At 60.2% G+C, this 17,377-nt stretch carries 11 protein-coding genes; 6 read left to right on the top strand and 5 right to left on the bottom strand.

Annotation, left to right across the window (positions count from 1 at the left end):
• Positions 1 to 186: 186 nt before the first annotated feature.
• Both JNB91_RS23010 and JNB91_RS23005 read left to right on the top strand, forming a co-directional pair.
• The gene (locus tag JNB91_RS23010) at positions 187 to 1,071 is read left to right on the top strand and encodes a uracil-DNA glycosylase (protein WP_220327817.1); all 885 of its coding nucleotides are present in this window, start codon (positions 187 to 189) and stop codon (positions 1,069 to 1,071) included.
• A 178-nt stretch (positions 1,072 to 1,249) separates the two neighbouring features.
• Positions 1,250 to 1,441, top strand: a complete 192-nt coding sequence (locus JNB91_RS23005) for a hypothetical protein (RefSeq protein ID WP_112457015.1) — start codon at positions 1,250 to 1,252, stop codon at positions 1,439 to 1,441.
• A gap of 183 nt (positions 1,442 to 1,624) precedes the next feature.
• Here the strand turns inward: JNB91_RS23005 and JNB91_RS23000 are convergent, their stop codons facing one another.
• Positions 1,625 to 2,563, bottom strand: a complete 939-nt coding sequence (locus JNB91_RS23000) for a DMT family transporter (protein ID WP_220327816.1) — start codon at positions 2,561 to 2,563, stop codon at positions 1,625 to 1,627.
• 368 nt (positions 2,564 to 2,931) lie between these two features.
• On the opposite strand from JNB91_RS23000, the gene pepN reads away from it, so the two are divergent.
• The 3 genes from pepN to JNB91_RS22985 all read left to right on the top strand — a co-directional run bounded on the left by pepN (position 2,932) and on the right by JNB91_RS22985 (position 8,588).
• Complete coding sequence (pepN, locus tag JNB91_RS22995; RefSeq protein WP_220327815.1) at positions 2,932 to 5,580, top strand: aminopeptidase N; 2,649 nt, start codon at positions 2,932 to 2,934, stop codon at positions 5,578 to 5,580.
• 292 nt (positions 5,581 to 5,872) lie between these two features.
• Positions 5,873 to 8,218 carry a PAS domain-containing sensor histidine kinase gene (locus tag JNB91_RS22990; protein WP_220327814.1) on the top strand — a complete coding sequence of 782 codons (2,346 nt, stop codon included), beginning with the start codon at positions 5,873 to 5,875 and terminating at the stop codon, positions 8,216 to 8,218.
• Positions 8,219 to 8,303: 85 nt separating this feature from the next.
• Positions 8,304 to 8,588, top strand: a complete 285-nt coding sequence (locus JNB91_RS22985; protein WP_220327813.1) for a hypothetical protein — start codon at positions 8,304 to 8,306, stop codon at positions 8,586 to 8,588.
• 4 nt (positions 8,589 to 8,592) lie between these two features.
• Here the strand turns inward: JNB91_RS22985 and JNB91_RS22980 are convergent, their stop codons facing one another.
• Positions 8,593 to 11,556, bottom strand: a complete 2,964-nt coding sequence (locus JNB91_RS22980) for a bifunctional [glutamine synthetase] adenylyltransferase/[glutamine synthetase]-adenylyl-L-tyrosine phosphorylase (protein ID WP_220327812.1) — start codon at positions 11,554 to 11,556, stop codon at positions 8,593 to 8,595.
• A 234-nt stretch (positions 11,557 to 11,790) separates the two neighbouring features.
• On the opposite strand from JNB91_RS22980, the gene JNB91_RS22975 reads away from it, so the two are divergent.
• The gene (locus JNB91_RS22975) at positions 11,791 to 13,185 is read left to right on the top strand and encodes a GntP family permease (RefSeq protein ID WP_220327811.1); all 1,395 of its coding nucleotides are present in this window, start codon (positions 11,791 to 11,793) and stop codon (positions 13,183 to 13,185) included.
• A gap of 222 nt (positions 13,186 to 13,407) precedes the next feature.
• On the opposite strand, the gene JNB91_RS22970 is transcribed toward JNB91_RS22975, so the two are convergent.
• The 3 genes from JNB91_RS22970 to JNB91_RS22960 all read right to left on the bottom strand — a co-directional run bounded on the left by JNB91_RS22970 (position 13,408) and on the right by JNB91_RS22960 (position 17,268).
• Entirely contained in the window at positions 13,408 to 14,832 is a 1,425-nt protein-coding gene (locus tag JNB91_RS22970; RefSeq protein WP_220327810.1) for a sensor histidine kinase, read from the bottom strand.
• Positions 14,832 to 15,590, bottom strand: a complete 759-nt coding sequence (locus JNB91_RS22965) for a response regulator transcription factor (RefSeq protein ID WP_275957790.1) — start codon at positions 15,588 to 15,590, stop codon at positions 14,832 to 14,834. Before JNB91_RS22965 ends, JNB91_RS22970 begins: the two co-directional genes overlap by 1 nt.
• 121 nt (positions 15,591 to 15,711) lie before the next feature.
• Entirely contained in the window at positions 15,712 to 17,268 is a 1,557-nt protein-coding gene (locus JNB91_RS22960; protein ID WP_220327809.1) for a Do family serine endopeptidase, read from the bottom strand.
• Positions 17,269 to 17,377 lie beyond the last annotated feature (109 nt).

Raw genomic sequence — 17,377 nt, 5'->3', positions numbered from 1 at the left:
TTTTGTAACCTCTCCCACAAGGGGAGAGGTAATGCCTCGAGGGCGCCTCAACCGTATCTCTCCCCGTGCGGGAGAGGTACCGATTTCAACATCTTAGCTTCAGCTAAGTGTTAGAAATCGCAAGTGAGGGGATAACTGCCCCAAACAATTTCCCACTTTCAGCCAGGATGCTGTAAGAACGGATCCATGAACGTCGCTTCTGACCTCAACCCGGCCGAACTTGCCGCCCTTTTGCATTTTTATGCGGATTCGGGCGTGGAATGGCTTGTTGACGATGAACCGGTCGATCGGATTGCCCAGTTCGAGGCGCAGAAGGCCGCGAAGGCGCAGGCAAGGGTTCCGGCGGCCGCGCGGGATCAAGGCCCGCAGGACAGCAGAGCCCCCTCCCCGTCGAATGGCAGCGGTGCTTCCGCAAAGCGTCCCGGCACGGCAGCCCCTCCACCGGCAACAAGCGCTCCTGTCGCGATACCGGCAGCACAGGCGGTGGCAGCGGCACGGACGGCTGCAGATGGCGCAGGCTCACTCACTGAGCTGAAGACCGCGATCGAGACTTTCCAAGGCTGCAATCTGAAGAACAGCGCCCGCTCGACGGTATTTGCCAGCGGCGATCCATCCTCCGGCATTCTTGTCGTCGGTCCGATGCCGAATGCCGATGATGATCGCGATGGCGCTCCGTTTTCCGGTCGGGCCGGAGATCTGCTTGACCGGATGCTGGGCGCGATCGGCCTTTCCCGCGATGGTGTGCTGATGACCAACATCATTCCCTGGCGTCCGCCGGGAAACCGCATGCCGTCATCGGCCGAGATGGATATCTGCCAACCGTTCATCGAGCGGCAGGTTGCACTTTCCCGGCCAAAGGCGCTGCTGCTGCTTGGCAATTTCCCCGCCCGCTTCTTCATCGGCGGCAACGGCACGATCCATACCATGCGCGGCCAGTGGCAGACCATATCTTTCGCGGGCATGGAAATTCCGGCTCTTGCAACATTCCATCCGCAGGACCTCTTGAACGCTCCAGGTAACAAAGCCTTGACCTGGCAAGATCTGTTGTCCTTCCGGCAGGGCCTCAGCTAGTCGAAATTGCACATATAACGTGCAAACAAGCTAACAAAACACAAAATATTACCGTTATGTGAAGCAACCCATGCGCGCAACGCATGGCAGCGTGGCGTTCTGCCGCATTGCGGAATCGGGGTATATTTAGCAATATTACTAATGTCTTGGGAGGAACCAAGGCTCAAGGACTAAACCAATGACCACCCGTTTTCGCCCCATTCATTCGGGCTTTGAAACTCTCCGCGCCGCAGGCGTCGGACCACGTTCGACACAGGGCTACCACCGTTTCGGTTCTGCCACGAACGAACAGATTACTTCCCGCGCCATGGCGCGCCCGGCCGGGATTTCCCGCCCTTCGGCCATGTTTGCCGAATTCCGCGAACGTTGAGGAGGATGTGCGATGAGATCGATCTTCAGGCCTCTTCGCACACTCCGTGAAAACTTGCGACAGATACACACCGCTGTGAATGCGTCACGCGAGTTTTCCGAAGCGAGCAAGACCCGAGGCGACGTGATAAATTCCGTCGGCCCACTCTCCGGCATTCCGCTTTAATCTCTGCCATGCTATCCATCACGCTCCCGGCGGCGATGCCTTGCGCGCCGCCTTGCGCTCAAGGCCCAGCTGATGTTCGCGATAGATGATGAAAATGCCGGCGGAGACGGTGATGGCGGTACCAACCAGCGTATTGAAGGCCGGAATATCACCGAACAGCGTGTAGGCAATAGCGATCCCGAGAATGATCGATGTGTACTCGAAAGGTGCCACGGTCGAGACATCCGCGTGACGATAGCTTTCAGTCAGCAGGATCTGGCCCAAGCCACCAAAAAATCCCGAGGCGATCAGGCACAGGCGAGCGTTAAATTCCAGAGATGCCCATCCGAATGGCAGGGTGACAATCGAGAAGACCGCCGCGGTCAGCGAAAAATACAGCACGATCGTCGCGGTCTTTTCCGTCTGTACCAGTTGACGTACCTGGATCATTGCAAAACCGCCAAGCACCGCCCCAAGCAGCACGGCAAGCGCGCCCATGGCTTGCTCGGATCCCATCCCGCCGGTGCTGAACATCGTCATCTTCGGCCAGGAGATGATCACCACCCCGACCATGCCGATCGCAACCGCCGTCCAGCGGTAGAGCCTCACGGTCTCCTTCAGGAAAACGGCAGCGAAAATCACCGCAATCAACGGCATCGAGTAACCGAGCGCGATCGCATCGGGCATGGGCAGGTGCACAAGGCCGTAAAAGCCGCAGATCATGCCCATGATACCAAGCACACCGCGTTTCAGATGTCCCGAAAAGCTGTTCGTATGGAAAGCGTGAAACAATTCGCGGCGAAATGCCAGATAGCCCATGATCGGCACCAGCGCGAAGGCCGATCTGTAGAAGGTGACCTGTCCGGCCGGAAGGTCCGGTCCGGCTGCCTTGATGCAGGTCTGCATCATGACGAATACAACGACAGACAATACTTTCAACGTAATCCCGCGAAGGGGATTTAATGCGTCGGATGCCATTGGGGGAACTCGTTGTGGTTCAGGCCCTAAGCCCTGACCAGAGAAGCAGGCGGGGTGGATTCGCTGCACATTAGCGCAAAAGCGAAACGCCGTGTGCGAAAATTGACGCGTGATTGCCAATGGGCCAATCGACGCAGCCGACTATGTCCCGGTCGAAAGACACTTCCCTATTGTCTGCCGTCCCGGCAAATAGCTCTGTATGAAAAAGGATCACTATACTGAGAGTAGGCCGCTTTATTTTAGCCGCGGTTCAACAATCGTTTAGCATTGAATGCAAATATGCCCGCGGCGTTGGGGTGCAAACCGGTCTGATCAAGGACCGGCATCTCATCGCCGCGTCCAGTCGTTAAGCCGTTTCAGGAAACATCATGCGAACAGATACGGGCCAGATCGTGCATCTGGCGGATTACCGCCCCACTGACTTTGTTCTGGAACGAGTCGACCTGACATTCGAACTCGATCCGACCAACACCAAGGTCGAGGCCCGGTTGATCTTCCATCGGCGTGAAGGCGTCGATGCATCGTTGCCGCTGATACTGGATGGTGATGAGCTAAAGCTTTCCGGCCTGTTGTTCGACCAGAAGGAAATGCCGGCCAGCCAGTATGACGCGACACCGGACAGCCTGACCGTCCGCGATTTGCCGGCCGAATCTCCGTTCGAACTGACGATCACCACCTACATCAATCCGGAAGCCAATACCCAGCTGATGGGCCTCTACCGGACCAACGGCGTCTACTGCACCCAGTGCGAAGCCGAAGGTTTCCGCCGCATCACCTATTTCCCCGACCGTCCGGATGTTCTGGCGCCCTATACGATCACCATTATTGGTGACAAGGCGGCCAACCCGGTCATGCTGTCGAACGGCAATTTCCTCGGCGGCGCCGGTTATGACGAAGGCCGTGCATTTGCGGCCTGGTTCGACCCGCATCCCAAGCCCGCCTATCTCTTCGCATTGGTCGCCGGTGATCTCGGCGTCATCGAGGACACGTTCGAGACGATGTCCGGCCGCGAAGTGGCGCTGAAGATCTATGTCGAGCACGGTAAGGAGGCCCGCGCCGCTTATGCCATGGATGCCCTGAAGCGCTCGATGAAGTGGGACGAAGAGCATTTCGGCCGCGAATACGATCTTAACATTTTTCAGATCGTCGCCGTCTCCGATTTCAACATGGGGGCGATGGAGAACAAGGGTCTCAACGTCTTCAACGACAAATACGTGCTGGCCGATCCGGAAACCGCGACCGACCAGGACTATGCGAATATCGAGCGCATCATCGCGCACGAATATTTTCACAACTGGACCGGCAACCGCATCACCTGCCGCGACTGGTTCCAGCTTTGCCTGAAAGAAGGCCTGACCGTCTATCGCGACCAGGAGTTCTCCTCAGATATGCGCTCGCGCCCGGTCAAGCGGATCGCTGATGTGCGTCATCTGAAATCCGATCAGTTCCCGGAGGATGGCGGCCCGCTGGCACATCCGCCGCGTCCGGATAGCTATCGTGAGATCAACAACTTCTACACGATGACGATCTACGAGAAGGGCGCCGAGATCACCGGGATGATCTCGACCATTCTCGGACGCGACGATTTCCGCAAAGGCATGGACCTCTATTTCGAGCGCCATGACGGCCAGGCCGTCACCGTCGAGGATTATGTAAAATGCTTCGAGGATGCGAGCGGTCGCGACCTCAGCCAGTTTTTCCGCTGGTATGTTCAGGCCGGCACGCCACTGGTTTCCGCCTCTGGCTCCTATGACAGTGCCGCAGCAACCTTCACGCTGTCGCTCGAACAGACGACACCGGCCACGCCCGGCCAGCCGAACAAGGAGCCGCTGCATATCCCGCTCTCCTTCGCCCTGATCCTCGATAACGGGCAGGTTGCCGAACCTAAATCGGTCACCGGCGGCGAAGTGACGGGTGACGTGCTGCACCTGACCGAGCGCAGCCAGAGCTTCACCTTCTCCGGCATTTCTTCGCGTCCGGTTCTGTCGCTCAACCGGTCCTTCTCGGCACCGGTCAATCTGGCATTCGAACAGTCGCCGGAAGATCTCGTCCATATCGCTCGCCACGACAGCGACCTCTTCTCGCGCTGGCAGGCCCTGACCGACCTTGCCATGCCGAACCTGACACAGGCGGCACGCGATGCGCGTGACGGCAAGGATGTAACCTGCGATACCGCCTTCGTCGCCGCTCTTCTTGAATGCGCCGGCGATGCATCGCTGGAGCCCGCCTTCCGGGCGCAGGCGCTGAACCTGCCGAGCGAAGCCGACATTGCCCGCGCGCTTGGCGGCAACAACGATCCCGATGCGATCCATGCCGGCCGCAAGGCCGTACATGAAGCAATCGCCAAGGCCGGCGAGGAAGTCTTCGTCCGCCTGTATAACGAGATGAAGGTCGAAGGCGCTTATTCGCCGGAAGCCGAGGATGCCGGCAAACGCTCGCTTCGCGGCGTTGCCCTCTCCTATCTCTGCCACGCGGAAAACAGCCCGCAGCGCGCGGCTGAAGCGTTTGCCGCTGCCGACAACATGACGGACCTTGCGCAGTCACTGACGCTGCTTGCGCATCGCTTCCCGGACGCGTCGGAAGCAACTGCTGCTCTCGCAAGCTTCCTCACCCGTTTCGACGGCAATCCGCTGGTCATCGACAAGTGGTTCTCGATCCAGGCAACAATCCCGGGCATCGATGCGCTTGATCGGGTAAAAGCCTTGATGGAAAATCCACGCTACAACGCCGGCAATCCGAACCGCGTCCGCTCGCTTGTCGGCACGTTCGCCTTCGGCAACCCGACCGGCTTCAACCGCGTCGACGGCAAGGGCTACGATTTCCTCGCAGACCAGATCCTGGCAATCGACCCGAAGAACCCGCAGCTTGCCGCACGCCTTCTGACTTCGATGCGCTCGTGGCGTTCGCTTGAGCCCATCCGCGCCGAACGGGCACGGCTGTCGCTATCGAAGATCGCAAAAGCTTCCGGCCTTTCGACGGATGTCAGCGACATTGTCGGGCGCATGCTCAAGGACTGACACTCTTCGTAACCCGCAGTGCTTTTTCGCATTGCGGGTTACACATCCAAGGCCTGCCACATTTTTGGCCGCGACTGACACATTTTGAAACACTTCGCTTGACGCGCCCTGAAATCTCGCATCCGGATTTCGACAGCAGGCGCCGCTGATTTGCGACGCAAAAACCTATAAATTCCGCCAATTTTCAGATGGTTAACAAAATATTACCAACCCTCTGGACACGAAGAATCACTCTATGATTCATTAGGGTAGATTCGGACGGGCGGCGTACCGGATCATCACGAGGGACTAGATGAACACGGTATCGGACGTGCAGCGGGCAACCGCGGCCGGCGCTTGGCTGCGCCCCAAATTTCCGAAGGTTTCGGGCTTGAACATGGAATGCGCGGATGACAGCAATTTCGCCGTCAAGCCGATCGCGCGCCAGGTCCCTCGCGTAGAGCTCGTGCTCAAACGATCGATCCCGCTCCTCATCATCGCATTTCTCATGGTCGTGGCTGCATCACGCATTCTTGGCATCATGGGCGAGAATAGCCGCATGGAAGATGCCGCAAGGCAATCGACCGCGCTGATGGCGGCAACCGCCAAGGCGGTGTTTTCCGGACAGGAGAACCTGTTCAGCACTGCCGACCGCGCTGCGGTTGAAGCCCGCCTTTCATCCTACCTTTCGTCCGATCCACAACCCCGCGGTTCGTTCACGCTGTTCATAGACAAGTCCGGTGTCGTATTCGGAGGATCGAAGGGCGCCGCGTCCGCCTATATCGGCCGCCGCCTTGCATCGCTCCTGCCCGAGACCGCAACGCTTCGTCGCGTCGGCGGCGTGATAGAGACCTATCTTGGCGATATCCCGCATTACGCCTCGATCCAGCCGATCGGCGACGACGGTGCGCTGATCGTCTCGGCTCATTCACTGGATACGACCAACCGCTTCCTGCGCGGCGAGATCTCGCTCAACGTCACGCTGTTCACCGGCATCTCGGCCATCCTGCTCGTCATCCTCTATGCCTATTACACGCAGGTGAAGCGCGCCCGTGACGCCGACGACATCTTCGCGGAATCGAGCCTGCGCATTGAGGCGGCCTTGTCTCGCGGACGTTGCGGATTGTGGGATTTCGACGTTGCCAACCGTCGGCTTTTCTGGTCGGGCTCGATGTATGAGATGCTCGGGCTGCCGGCGACAGGCAGCGTCATTTCGTTTTCCGATGCAGCACGAATGATGCATCCGTCCGACGGCAATATCTATGCGCTCGCCCGCGCCATCGGTCGCGGCAATGCAAAACAGGTCGATCAGGTGTTCCGCATGCGCCATGCGGCGGGACATTATGTCTGGCTGCGTGCGAGAGCGCAGGTTATCCGTAACTCTTCCGGCCGCATTCATGTCATCGGTATCGCCATGGACGTGACCGAACAGCACCGTCTGGCGCAGCGTTATGCCGAGGCCGACCAGCGGCTTGCCGACGCGATCGAATGCACGTCTGAAGCCTTCGTGCTGTGGGACAAGAATGACCGTCTGGTCATGTGCAACACCCACTTCCAGCAAGCCTACGGCCTGCCGGAGAGTGTGCTGGTGCCAGGAACCGAACGTGCGACGGTCAATGCGGCTGCGGCACGGCCGGTAATCGAGCGCCGGATTGCCGATGCGGATGGCAGCGGTTTTTCCCGCACCACCGAGGTTCAGCTTGCAGACGAACGCTGGCTGCAGATCAACGAGCGCCGCACCCGCGACGGCGGCACGGTTTCGGTCGGCACGGATATCACGCTTCTCAAGCGCCACCAGGACCGCCTGCGCCACAGCGAGCGTCGCCTGATGGCAACGATCGGCGACCTTTCCGCTTCGCAGAAGACGCTGGAAAAGCAGAAGGCCGAGCTTTCCGTCGCCAATGCCAATTATCAGGCGGAGAAGGAACGCGCGGAGGCCGCCAACCAGGCGAAGTCCGAATTCCTCGCCAATATGAGCCACGAGCTGCGCACGCCGCTCAACGCCATTCTCGGCTTTTCCGAAATCCTGATGAACGGCATGTTCGGCCCGCTCGGCTCGCCGAAATATGGCGAGTATTCCAAGGATATTCACGACAGCGGCAAGCACCTCTTGAACGTCATCAACGACATTCTCGACATGTCGAAAATCGAGGCCGGCCATATGCGCATACAGTCGGACAAGATCGACCTCGTTCCGCTGATCGAAGAAAGCCTACGCCTGACTTCGATCGCGGCACAAGACAAGCATATCGCAATCCATCAGCGCCTGCCGGAAGTGCTCGACATGATCGGCGACCGGCGCGCGCTGAAGCAGGTGATGCTCAACCTTTTGTCGAATGCGCTGAAATTCACCGACGAAGGCGGCAGGATCGAACTGCGCGCGCATAGGATGGAAAAAGGACTGATGCTGACGATTGCCGACAGCGGCATTGGCATTCCGAAGGAGGCAATGCCCAAGATCGGCCAGCCCTTCGAACAGGTGCAGAGCCAATATGCCAAGAGCAAGGGCGGCTCGGGGCTTGGACTTGCCATTTCCCGCTCGCTGATCGCGCTGCATGGCGGCCGGATGCGTATCCGCTCGAAATGCGGCAAGGGCACCGCCGTGTCGCTTTTCATCCCCGACCGGCCTTTTGTGGAAGCACGCAGGAAGGCGGCGTGAAAACTCACCGCCGTCAATCAATGATTGCAATTGACTTCATTTGACACGCTTGTAGCTTTGCCCTTCCAAGCGAAGGGAAAGTGTCGTGGCTGCCAACAGGTCGCCCAAGCCAAAAGATCAGGATTTATTGAAATCGGGCGACGGTGGCGGTATATTTACCGACATGGAAACTCGCATGACCAAACTCGAAGCTTCGGCTGAGGACACGCGCTCCACTCTGGACTCGATCCTCAGGCAATTGGCTCGAATGGACACGAAACTGGATTTCAAACCTGATCAGGGTTGGATCATCAATATGGTATGTGTCGTCCTCGGTGTAGTTTTGGCATCGATCGCAGCCACCGCCAGCGTCATCGCTTTGATGAACTAAGCATTCACGCTTTTCCAACGACCTTTAGAAACACACCTCTCACCTCGCCCGACAACCGCTTCACCTCCCCCTCCAGCGTGGCGAGATCGGGGCAGTCTCCGGCGCGGCAGATCCGCTCGACGAGGCCGGCGGGCGCATCCTTGGCTTCGAATGGACCATCAACGCAAAGGCGGATGATCTGCGAGAGTTCGGTGAACAGGCGTAGCGCCTCAAGGCATGTGTCGAGATCGGCGCGTGCCGGCAGGTCTTCACCCAGTGTTTTCAGTGCTTGCGCAGTCGAAAGACCATAGGTGTCGACAGACCTATCCTTGTTCCCTGCACGCGTCGGCGCGATCAGCCGCAGATATTGAGCAGTGAACTCGATGTCGATCAATCCGCCGGGAATGAGCTTCAAGTCCCAGATATCGCGCGGCGGCTTCTCTTCTCCGATCAGCGCCCGCATCTCGGCCACGTCGGTCGTGATCTTCTTCACGTCCGGCTTGGCTGACAGAACCTCGCTTATGATCGCCCTTGCCTCATCGCCAAGGCTCTCGTCGCCGCAGACGATGCGGGCGCGGGTGAGCGCCATATGCTCCCAGGTCCAAGCCTCCTCGCGCTGATATTTGCCGAATGCGGTGATGCGGGAAGCGACCGGTCCCTTGTTGCCGGAAGGACGTAGGCGCAGGTCGACCTCGAAGACCACGCCTTCCGCCATCGGCGCGGAAAGGGCCGCTATCAATCTCTGAGTCAGCCGCGTGAAATAGCGCTGGGCATCAAGCGGTTTTGCGCCCGTGCTCTCAAAGGCTTCGCTATCGTAATCATAGAGTAGAATGAGATCGACATCCGAGCCGGCGGTCAACTCGAAGGAGCCGAGCTTACCCATGCCGATGACAGCCACCCGGCCGCCCGGGTAGGTGCCATGCGCCGCCTCGATCTCACCCTTCACGGCCTCAAGCGCCGCGTCGATCAGGAGATCCGCCAGATGAGTGAAGGCACGACCGGCGTCGTCGCCGGAAATTGCGCCTGTGAGCAGACGGATACCGATCAGGAACCGCTGCTCGGCAGCAAAGATGCGCAAGCGATCCAGCCTGTCCTCATAGTGACGCGAACCGGACAAAAACGTGTCCAATCGCGTCGAAAGGTAATCTCGGGTCGGCACTTCCGACATCAGGCCGGGATCGAGCATGCCATCGAAGACATGCGGCTTGGAGGCGATGATATCGGCCAGGCGCGGCGCAGACGCCATGATGGTGACGATGAGGGAGAGAAGCCGAGGGTTCTTGCCGATCAGCGAGAAGAGCTGGATACCGGCCGGCAGCGCCTTCAGAAAACTGTCGAAGCGCAGCAGCGCCTCGTCGGCACGACGGCTCTCACCAAAGGCCTTGAGCAATGCCGGCATCATCTCCGTCAGCCGCTCGCGCGCCTCGACGGATTGCGTCGCGCGATAGCGACCGGAATGCCAGGTGCGGATCATCCGCGACATGTCGGCGGGCCGCTCATAGCCGAGTTCGGCAAGCGTCTTCAACGTATCGGGATCGTCCTTCTGGCCGGTGAAGACGAGATTACCCTCGCCGCCAGACAATCCCTCCTCCTGCTCGAAGAGCCGCGAATAACGTCTCTCGACAGTCTTCAGAATGCTTTCCAGCCGTGTGGAAAAGGCTGCGACATCGGCAAAGCCGAGCATAAAGGCGATGCGCTTCAGTTCCGCATTGCTGTCCGGCAGGCGGTGCGTCTGCTCGTCATGCACCATCTGGATACGATGCTCGACATCGCGCAGGAACCAGTAGGCCTCGGTCAGCGCCGTCGTAATCTCCGGCTTGATCCACTTCGCTTCGGCCAGCGCCGCAAGTGCCACTTCCGTCTCGCGCGTCCGCAAGGCCGGCATGCGACCACCGGCGATCAATTGCTGGGTCTGGGCGAAAAACTCGATTTCGCGGATACCGCCGCGGCCGAGTTTCACGTCATGGCCCTTCACCGCAATCGCCCCATGCCCCTTATGAACATGGATCTGCCGCTTGATCGAATGGATGTCGGCGATAGCCGCATAGTCGAGATATTTGCGGAAGACGAAGGGCGTCAGAAGCTTGAGGAAGTTGTCGCCGGCAGCGGTATCTCCGGCCACCGGACGCGCCTTGATATAGGCGGCCCGCTCCCAGTTCTGCCCCCTGCCCTCGTAATAGATCAGCGCCGCATCCATGGAGACGGCAAGCGGCGTCGAGCCGGGGTCCGGCCGCAGCCTCAGGTCGGTTCGGAAAACGTAGCCATCGGCGGTGCGGTCCTGCAGGATGCGGATCAGCCGACGCATCATCCGGCCAAAAATCTCCGACGCATCGAGCGGATCGGCAAGAATGCCCACTTCGGGATCGAAGAAGACGACGATATCGATGTCGGAGGAATAGTTGAGCTCACGCCCGCCGAGCTTGCCCATGCCGAGCACGATGAGGCCCGAGCCGCGGCTCGGCTCTGCCGGATCGACAAGCTTGAGCTTGCCGCTCTCATGGGTCGCGAGCAGAAGATGATCGACCGCGGAGGCGACGGAGGCTTCGGCAAACTCGCTCAGCCAGCATGTCGCCTCCTTCGCCGTGAAGATGCGGGCAAGATCGGCCAGCGCCAGAATAAAGCTGAAGGCGCGCTTGGCCGACCGAAGCACGGTCATCACCTCGCTCTCGGACGGGATCTTTCCGTCAACCGGCCGCCAGGCACTCCGCACCTTGTCGATCAGGGAAGACAGCGCCGGTTCCACCGGTTCGCCGATTGCCAGCGCCAGAAACGACGGAGAGACGGATGCCGTATCGCGCAGAAACGGCGAGAGGCTGAATGCGGCGACGAGGAAATCCTTCAGCGCCCCGCCTTGTTTCAGCATCTGCGCAACGGAAGCTTCGGATTGTCCAATATCTTTCAGCGCGGCGAGAGCAGTCTTGGCCTCCGCCTGAGACAGGGGACGGATAACATCCGCTGATACGGTATCGAGCCGTTTTACGCTTTTCATGCCGTTTCCTCCCTCATGCAGCTTTTAGTTTGCGCAGACGGAGAAGACAAACCGGAATGACCGGAAACCACAACCCATGAATGATTGCGGTTTATCAAGTGACGCAATCTAATTAGGGCGCTATCTATTTGGAGACTTTCGTACTCCATGCCTTTGCGGGTCGCCTCCCGCTCTTCAGGTGTCTGGAGTCACCCGAATTGCCTTGCGCTCCCGCATCCATCTTCGGGAGAAACCATGAATTCCTCAGACATTGCGCTTCTTGCGACAGCGCTCGGCAGCGTGATTTTCCTTGTCGTGCTGATCGTATCGCGCATCCGGCTGCATCCGCTCCTGGCGCTGATCATCACCTCGATTGCCGTAGGCCTCGTCACCGGCATGCCGGGCGAAAAGCTGATCAAGTCGATCGAGGCGGGCGCCGGCCACACACTCGGCGCTGTCGGCCTCGTCGTCGCGCTCGGCGCCATGCTCGGCCGCATCCTTGCGGCCGGCGGCGTGACGGAGAGTATCGCCAACCTCATCATCACCAGAACGTCCACTCGCATGCTGCCCTGGGCGATGGCGGGTGCCGCCTTCGTCATCGGCATTCCGATGTTCTTCGAAGTCGGACTCGTCGTGCTCCTGCCGCTGATCTTCAGCGTGGCGCGCAAGCTCGAAGAGACCAAGAGCATCAAGGGCTCGCCTTACGTCTATGTCGGCGTGCCGGTCATTGCGGCGCTTGCGTCGATGCACGGAATGGTGCCGCCGCATCCCGGCCCACTGACGGCAATCGCCTCGCTCAATGCCAATATCGGCGCGACCATGCTCTACGGCTTCATCGCCGCCATCCCGGCGATCATCCTTGGTGGCCCGGTTTATGGTGCGATCGTCACCCCGCGCCTCAAGGTCAAGCCGGATCAGGGTCTTATCGACCAGTTCTCGCGGGACGCGGCGGAAGGTGCCGCGACCGGCAAGGCACCGCCCAGCCTGGGCTTAAGCCTTTTGACGGCACTTCTGCCGGCAGTGCTGATGCTCTGTCATGCGGTTGCGGAACTGGTGCTGCCGAAGGGCTCCACACTTCTTTCGGTCACCGACTTCTTCGGCGATCCGGGCATCGCCATGCTCGTCGGCGTGCTGTTTGCGGCCTGGGTGCTGATCATCGGTCGCGGCGGCAATACCGAGCTTTTGCGCTCGCAACTTTCGGCAAGCGTCAAGCCGATCGCCAATGTTCTGCTGATCATCGCGGGCGGTGGGGCGTTCCAGCACGTTCTGGGAGATGCGAAGGTGGGCGATGCGATCATGCATATGAGCCAGCAGTTTTCCGTTTCACCGCTGCTTCTCGGCTGGATCATCTCCATGCTGCTGTCGGTATCGACGGGGTCCGCCACGGTCGGCATCGTCGGCGCATCCGGCCTGCTTGCCCCGCTCGTTGCCCATGACCCGTCGCTCAACGCCTCGCTTCTGGCGCTGTCGGTCGGCTGCGGCTCACTGTTCTTCAACTATGCCAACCATGCCGGTTTCTGGCTGGTGAAGGAATCCTTCGGCATGACGATGGGTGAAGCCACCGCCACCATCTCGATCATCCAGTCGATCGTCTCGGTGGTTGGGCTGGTGATGGTGCTTTTGATGAATTTGGCGCCGCCGCTGGTGTGAGGCAGCGGACCCTTGACGTCAGGTGCGGCCCCTCATCCGCCTGCCGGCACCTTCTCCCCGTAATGACGGGGAGAAGGACACAAGCCTCATTCTCCTCGCCCCAATCAGGGCACGTCCCCTCCCCCCGCCTGCGGGGAGAGGGTTAGGGTGAGGGGCAGACGCCCACAGATGGAGGGGACGCTTCAAGCTTCCTCCACCACCAAGCAAGTCCCCAGCCTCACCTCACCCCTTCACCACCGGAAACACCATCGTCACCGTTAGGCCCGGAGCCTCCGTCTTCGCCTCGTCCGTTGCGGAAAGTTCCAGCCTGCCGCCATGCAGTTCCATCACCGCCTCGACCAGCGACAGGCCGAGCCCCGTTCCCGGCTTCGAGCGGCTTGCATCCAGACGGAAGAAGCGCTTCGTCACCTCTGCGCGCTTGTCGGCAGGCACGCCCGGACCATTGTCGCTGACGGCAAGCCTCACTTCGCCCGCTTCGGATGACAGCTTTACCCGGATCACCGGCGTCTCGCTGCCTTCGGCGGCATACTTGATCGCATTGTCGAGCAGGTTGAATATCGCCTGGCCGATCAGCTCGCGATTGCCGTTGACCGTCAGGCCCGGATCTAGCTCCGTCATCAGTTCGATACCCGCCTCTTCCGCCACCGGCTCATAAAGCTCGGCGCTGTCGGCGGAAACGGCAGAAAGATCGACACCCGACATTTCCGCCGCAATCGATCCCGCCTCGACACGGGAGATCATCAGCAGTGCGTTGAAGGTGCGGATCAACTGATCAGATTCGGCAATGATGCCCTCAAGCGCTGCCCTGCGAGCATCCTCGTCATCCTCGCCCAGCGCATCGGCCGCCTTGTTGCGCAGACGTGTCAGCGGCGTTTTCAGATCGTGTGCGATATTGTCGGAAACCTGCCGCAGGCCCTCGTTCAGCTTTTCGATCCGCCCGAGCATGGCGTTCAGCGATCCAGACATGCGGTCGAATTCGTCGCCGGATCGGCCGACGGGAAGTCTCTGAGATAGATCGCCTGCCATGATCTTGCGGCTTGCCGCCGACATGCGGTCGATGCGCTTCAAGGCATTGCGGCCTATCCCGAACCAGATGACCAGCGCGCCGAGGCCCATGATCGCCAGCGCCACCATCAGCGCTTGGCGCACGATGTAGCGGAAGCGGCTCGGATCACCGAGATCGCGGCCGATCATCACCCGCAATCCATTGTCGAAACGCAGCACGTTGGCGATGGCGAGGTGTTTGCGCGGGCCACCGATCTCCGCATAAGGTTCATAGGAAAACGGCATGTTCGTCCAGCCTTCCTCATCCAGAACACCCGGCTGTACGGAAGAGACGTTGCCGGCCAGCATCTCGCCGTTCGGCCCGGCGATCACGTAGAGGTTTGCCCCCGGCTGGCGGGCGCGGCGCTCCATGATGCGCAGGAGAAGATTAACGCCGCCCCGGTTATAGGCCCGCTGGATATCGCCGACTTCCTCCGTGATCGTCTGGCGCGTCTGCTGCACCAGCGTCTTTTCCGAAAGTGCGGTGACATAGAAGACCAAAAATGCGGCGCAGATCGCAAACAGAAGGATATAGAGCGCCGACAGCCTCACGGCCGTGGAACGGAACATGAGGCGGGCACGCTTGCCGATGCGGGAAAACATTACCCCTCATCCTTGATCATGTAGCCGGCGCCGCGAATGGTCTTCAGGAGAGGCTTGTCAAAATCCTTCTCGATCTTGGAACGCAGGCGCGAGACATGGACGTCAATGACATTCGTCTGCGGGTCGAAGTGATAGTCCCAGACGTTTTCCAGGAGCATGGTGCGGGTCACGACCTGACCGGCATTCTTCATCAAATATTCGAGCAGGCGGAATTCGCGCGGCTGCAGCAGCACGTCCTTGCCGGCGCGTTTCACCTCATGGGACAGACGGTCGAGTTCCAGATCGCCGACGCGATAGACCATGTCCTGTTCCGGCGTACCCTTGCGACGGCCGAGCACTTCGACACGCGCCAGAAGTTCGGAAAAGGCGTAAGGCTTCGGCAGATAGTCGTCGCCTCCGGCGCGAAGGCCGGTCACACGGTCATCCACCTGACCGAGTGCCGAGAGGATCAGCACCGGCGCATTGACGCCGCGCTTGCGCAATTCGCTGATGACCGACAGGCCGTCGCGGCGCGGCAACATGCGGTCAATGACCATCACGTCGTAGGAATTTTCCGAGCCCATGAACAGGCCGCTTTCACCATCGCTGGCGTGGTCCACGATGATGCCGGCCTCGCGAAAGGCCTTGGTCATGTAGGCTGCCGCCTCGAGATCGTCTTCGATAACCAGAATCTTCATGTGCGGGACAATAGCCTCGGCGGAAACATTTGCACTATCGGAATCTTCTGTCTTCACCGGGGAAAACGATGTCGTCTGCATGATGGTCTCCGTTACAAGAAGGGCGCCGACGTTTCCGGCGGCGCCCCTTGGTGAGATCTGATCCTGCGGTTCGGCCTGGAGGTGCCACCTCCGCAACATCACTCAGATGGTCAGCGCGGCATCAGCCTTCGTTGATCGGCAGGGCGACGAAGCGGCTCGAACCGTTTGCCTCGACCTGGAACAGCGCACGGGTGCGGCCGTCCTTCTTTGCCTGATCGAGAACCTTGCCGATATCGGCGGCGCTCTCGACCTTCTTGTTATTGACCGAGAGGATCTTCTCGCCGTTCTTCAGGCCGCGGGCAGCAGCCTCGCTGTCCGGATCGACATCGGTCACGGCAAGGCCGGAGCCGTCTTCAGCCGGGGCAACGGTGATACCGAGGCTTGCCAGAGCCTGCTCGCTTGCGGGTGCCGGATCATCCGACTGCGTCGGTTCGGCAGATGCCGCCTCATCGCTTGCCATGTTGCCGAGCGTGACCGGAATGGTCTGCTTCTTGCCGTCGCGCCACAGGTCGACATCGACCTTGGTGTTCGGGGCAAAGGCTGCGACACGGCGGGCCAGATCACGGGCATCCTTGATCGGCTGACCGTTGACAGCCTGCACGATGTCACCCTGCTTGATACCGGCCTTCTGGCCCGGAGAGCCTTCCTGCGGGGCAACGACCAGCGCGCCGGAGGCTTCCTTCAGACCGAGCGAGTCGGCGATATCCTGCGTCACCGGCTGGATCTGCACGCCCAGCCAACCGCGCTCGACCTTGCCGTCCTTCATCAGGTCGGCGATCACGTCCTTGGCGGTGGAAGCCGGGATGGCGAAGGCGATACCGACATTGCCGCCGGACGGCGAGAAGATCGCGGTGTTGATGCCGACGACTTCGCCATTCAGGTTGAAGGTCGGGCCACCCGAGTTACCACGGTTCACGGCCGCGTCGACCTGGATGTAGTCGTCATAGGGACCGGAGCCGATGTCACGGCCACGGGCAGAGACGATACCGGCCGTCACCGTACCACCAAGGCCGAACGGGTTGCCGACGGCAACGACCCAGTCACCGACGCGAACCTTGCTGTCGTCAGCAAAGGAAACATAGGTGAACTTGCGGGCAGGCGCATCGACCTTCAGCAGTGCGAGGTCGGTGCGGCTGTCCTTGCCGACCAGCTTGGCATCGAGTTCGGTGCCGTCATCGAGCACGACCGTATAGGCCTGACCATCGGAAACGACATGGTTGTTGGTGACGATGTAGCCATCTTCGGAGATGAAGAAGCCGGAGCCCTGAGCCGTCGGGCGCAGATGATGCGGACGCGGGCCACCACGTTCGGCGCGGTCACGTGGACCGGCACCCGGGCCGCCGGGACCACCCTGGCCGCCGAATTCCTTGAAGAAGCGCTTCAGCGGGTGATCGTCCGGCAGCTGGTCGAAACCACGACCACCGAAGTTGAAGGAGAAATTGCTGTTGTCGTCGGAAACCGGCTGCGCGTCTGACTGGACGCGGACGGAAACGACAGCGGGGGAAACCGCGGATACGACATCCGCAAAGCTCGGTGCCTGCGGCGCGGTTACGGAAACCGGGGCGGCGAACGAGGACATGACCTGAGCCGGAATGCCGGTGGACAGCATGACGGCAGCGAGGCCGGCAACGGTCGAGGTCTTCAGCACTGTCTTGAGGGAGGGACGTCCAATGCTCATGGTGAAAGCTACCTTCTTCTCTTCGTCACTCAATCTGGCCGGGTGCCCATCGGGGTATCCAAGGGGGCCGTCCGGCGTTGTTCGATGACTGAGATATAGGAGCCTTCAC

This window comes from Aliirhizobium wenxiniae, from assembly GCF_019511445.1.
In the GTDB taxonomy this organism is placed as follows: Bacteria; Pseudomonadota; Alphaproteobacteria; order Rhizobiales; family Rhizobiaceae; genus Neorhizobium; species Neorhizobium wenxiniae_A.
Note: the sequence above shows the minus strand (reverse complement) of the source record. Positions and strands in the feature narration are given on the sequence as shown.

What these genes read in the sequence shown, in the direction of transcription:
- JNB91_RS22980 (WP_220327812.1), bottom strand. Translation starts at nt 11,556, where the DNA reads ATGAAAAGCGTAAAACGGCTCGATACCGTATCAGCGGATGTTATCCGT.
- JNB91_RS22970 (WP_220327810.1), bottom strand. Translation starts at nt 14,832, where the DNA reads ATGTTTTCCCGCATCGGCAAGCGTGCCCGCCTCATGTTCCGTTCCACG.
- JNB91_RS23010 (WP_220327817.1), top strand. Translation starts at nt 187, where the DNA reads ATGAACGTCGCTTCTGACCTCAACCCGGCCGAACTTGCCGCCCTTTTG.
- JNB91_RS23000 (WP_220327816.1), bottom strand. Translation starts at nt 2,563, where the DNA reads ATGGCATCCGACGCATTAAATCCCCTTCGCGGGATTACGTTGAAAGTA.
- JNB91_RS22965 (WP_275957790.1), bottom strand. Translation starts at nt 15,590, where the DNA reads ATGCAGACGACATCGTTTTCCCCGGTGAAGACAGAAGATTCCGATAGT.
- JNB91_RS22990 (WP_220327814.1), top strand. Translation starts at nt 5,873, where the DNA reads ATGAACACGGTATCGGACGTGCAGCGGGCAACCGCGGCCGGCGCTTGG.
- JNB91_RS22975 (WP_220327811.1), top strand. Translation starts at nt 11,791, where the DNA reads ATGAATTCCTCAGACATTGCGCTTCTTGCGACAGCGCTCGGCAGCGTG.
- JNB91_RS22960 (WP_220327809.1), bottom strand. Translation starts at nt 17,268, where the DNA reads ATGAGCATTGGACGTCCCTCCCTCAAGACAGTGCTGAAGACCTCGACC.
- JNB91_RS23005 (WP_112457015.1), top strand. Translation starts at nt 1,250, where the DNA reads ATGACCACCCGTTTTCGCCCCATTCATTCGGGCTTTGAAACTCTCCGC.
- pepN (WP_220327815.1), top strand. Translation starts at nt 2,932, where the DNA reads ATGCGAACAGATACGGGCCAGATCGTGCATCTGGCGGATTACCGCCCC.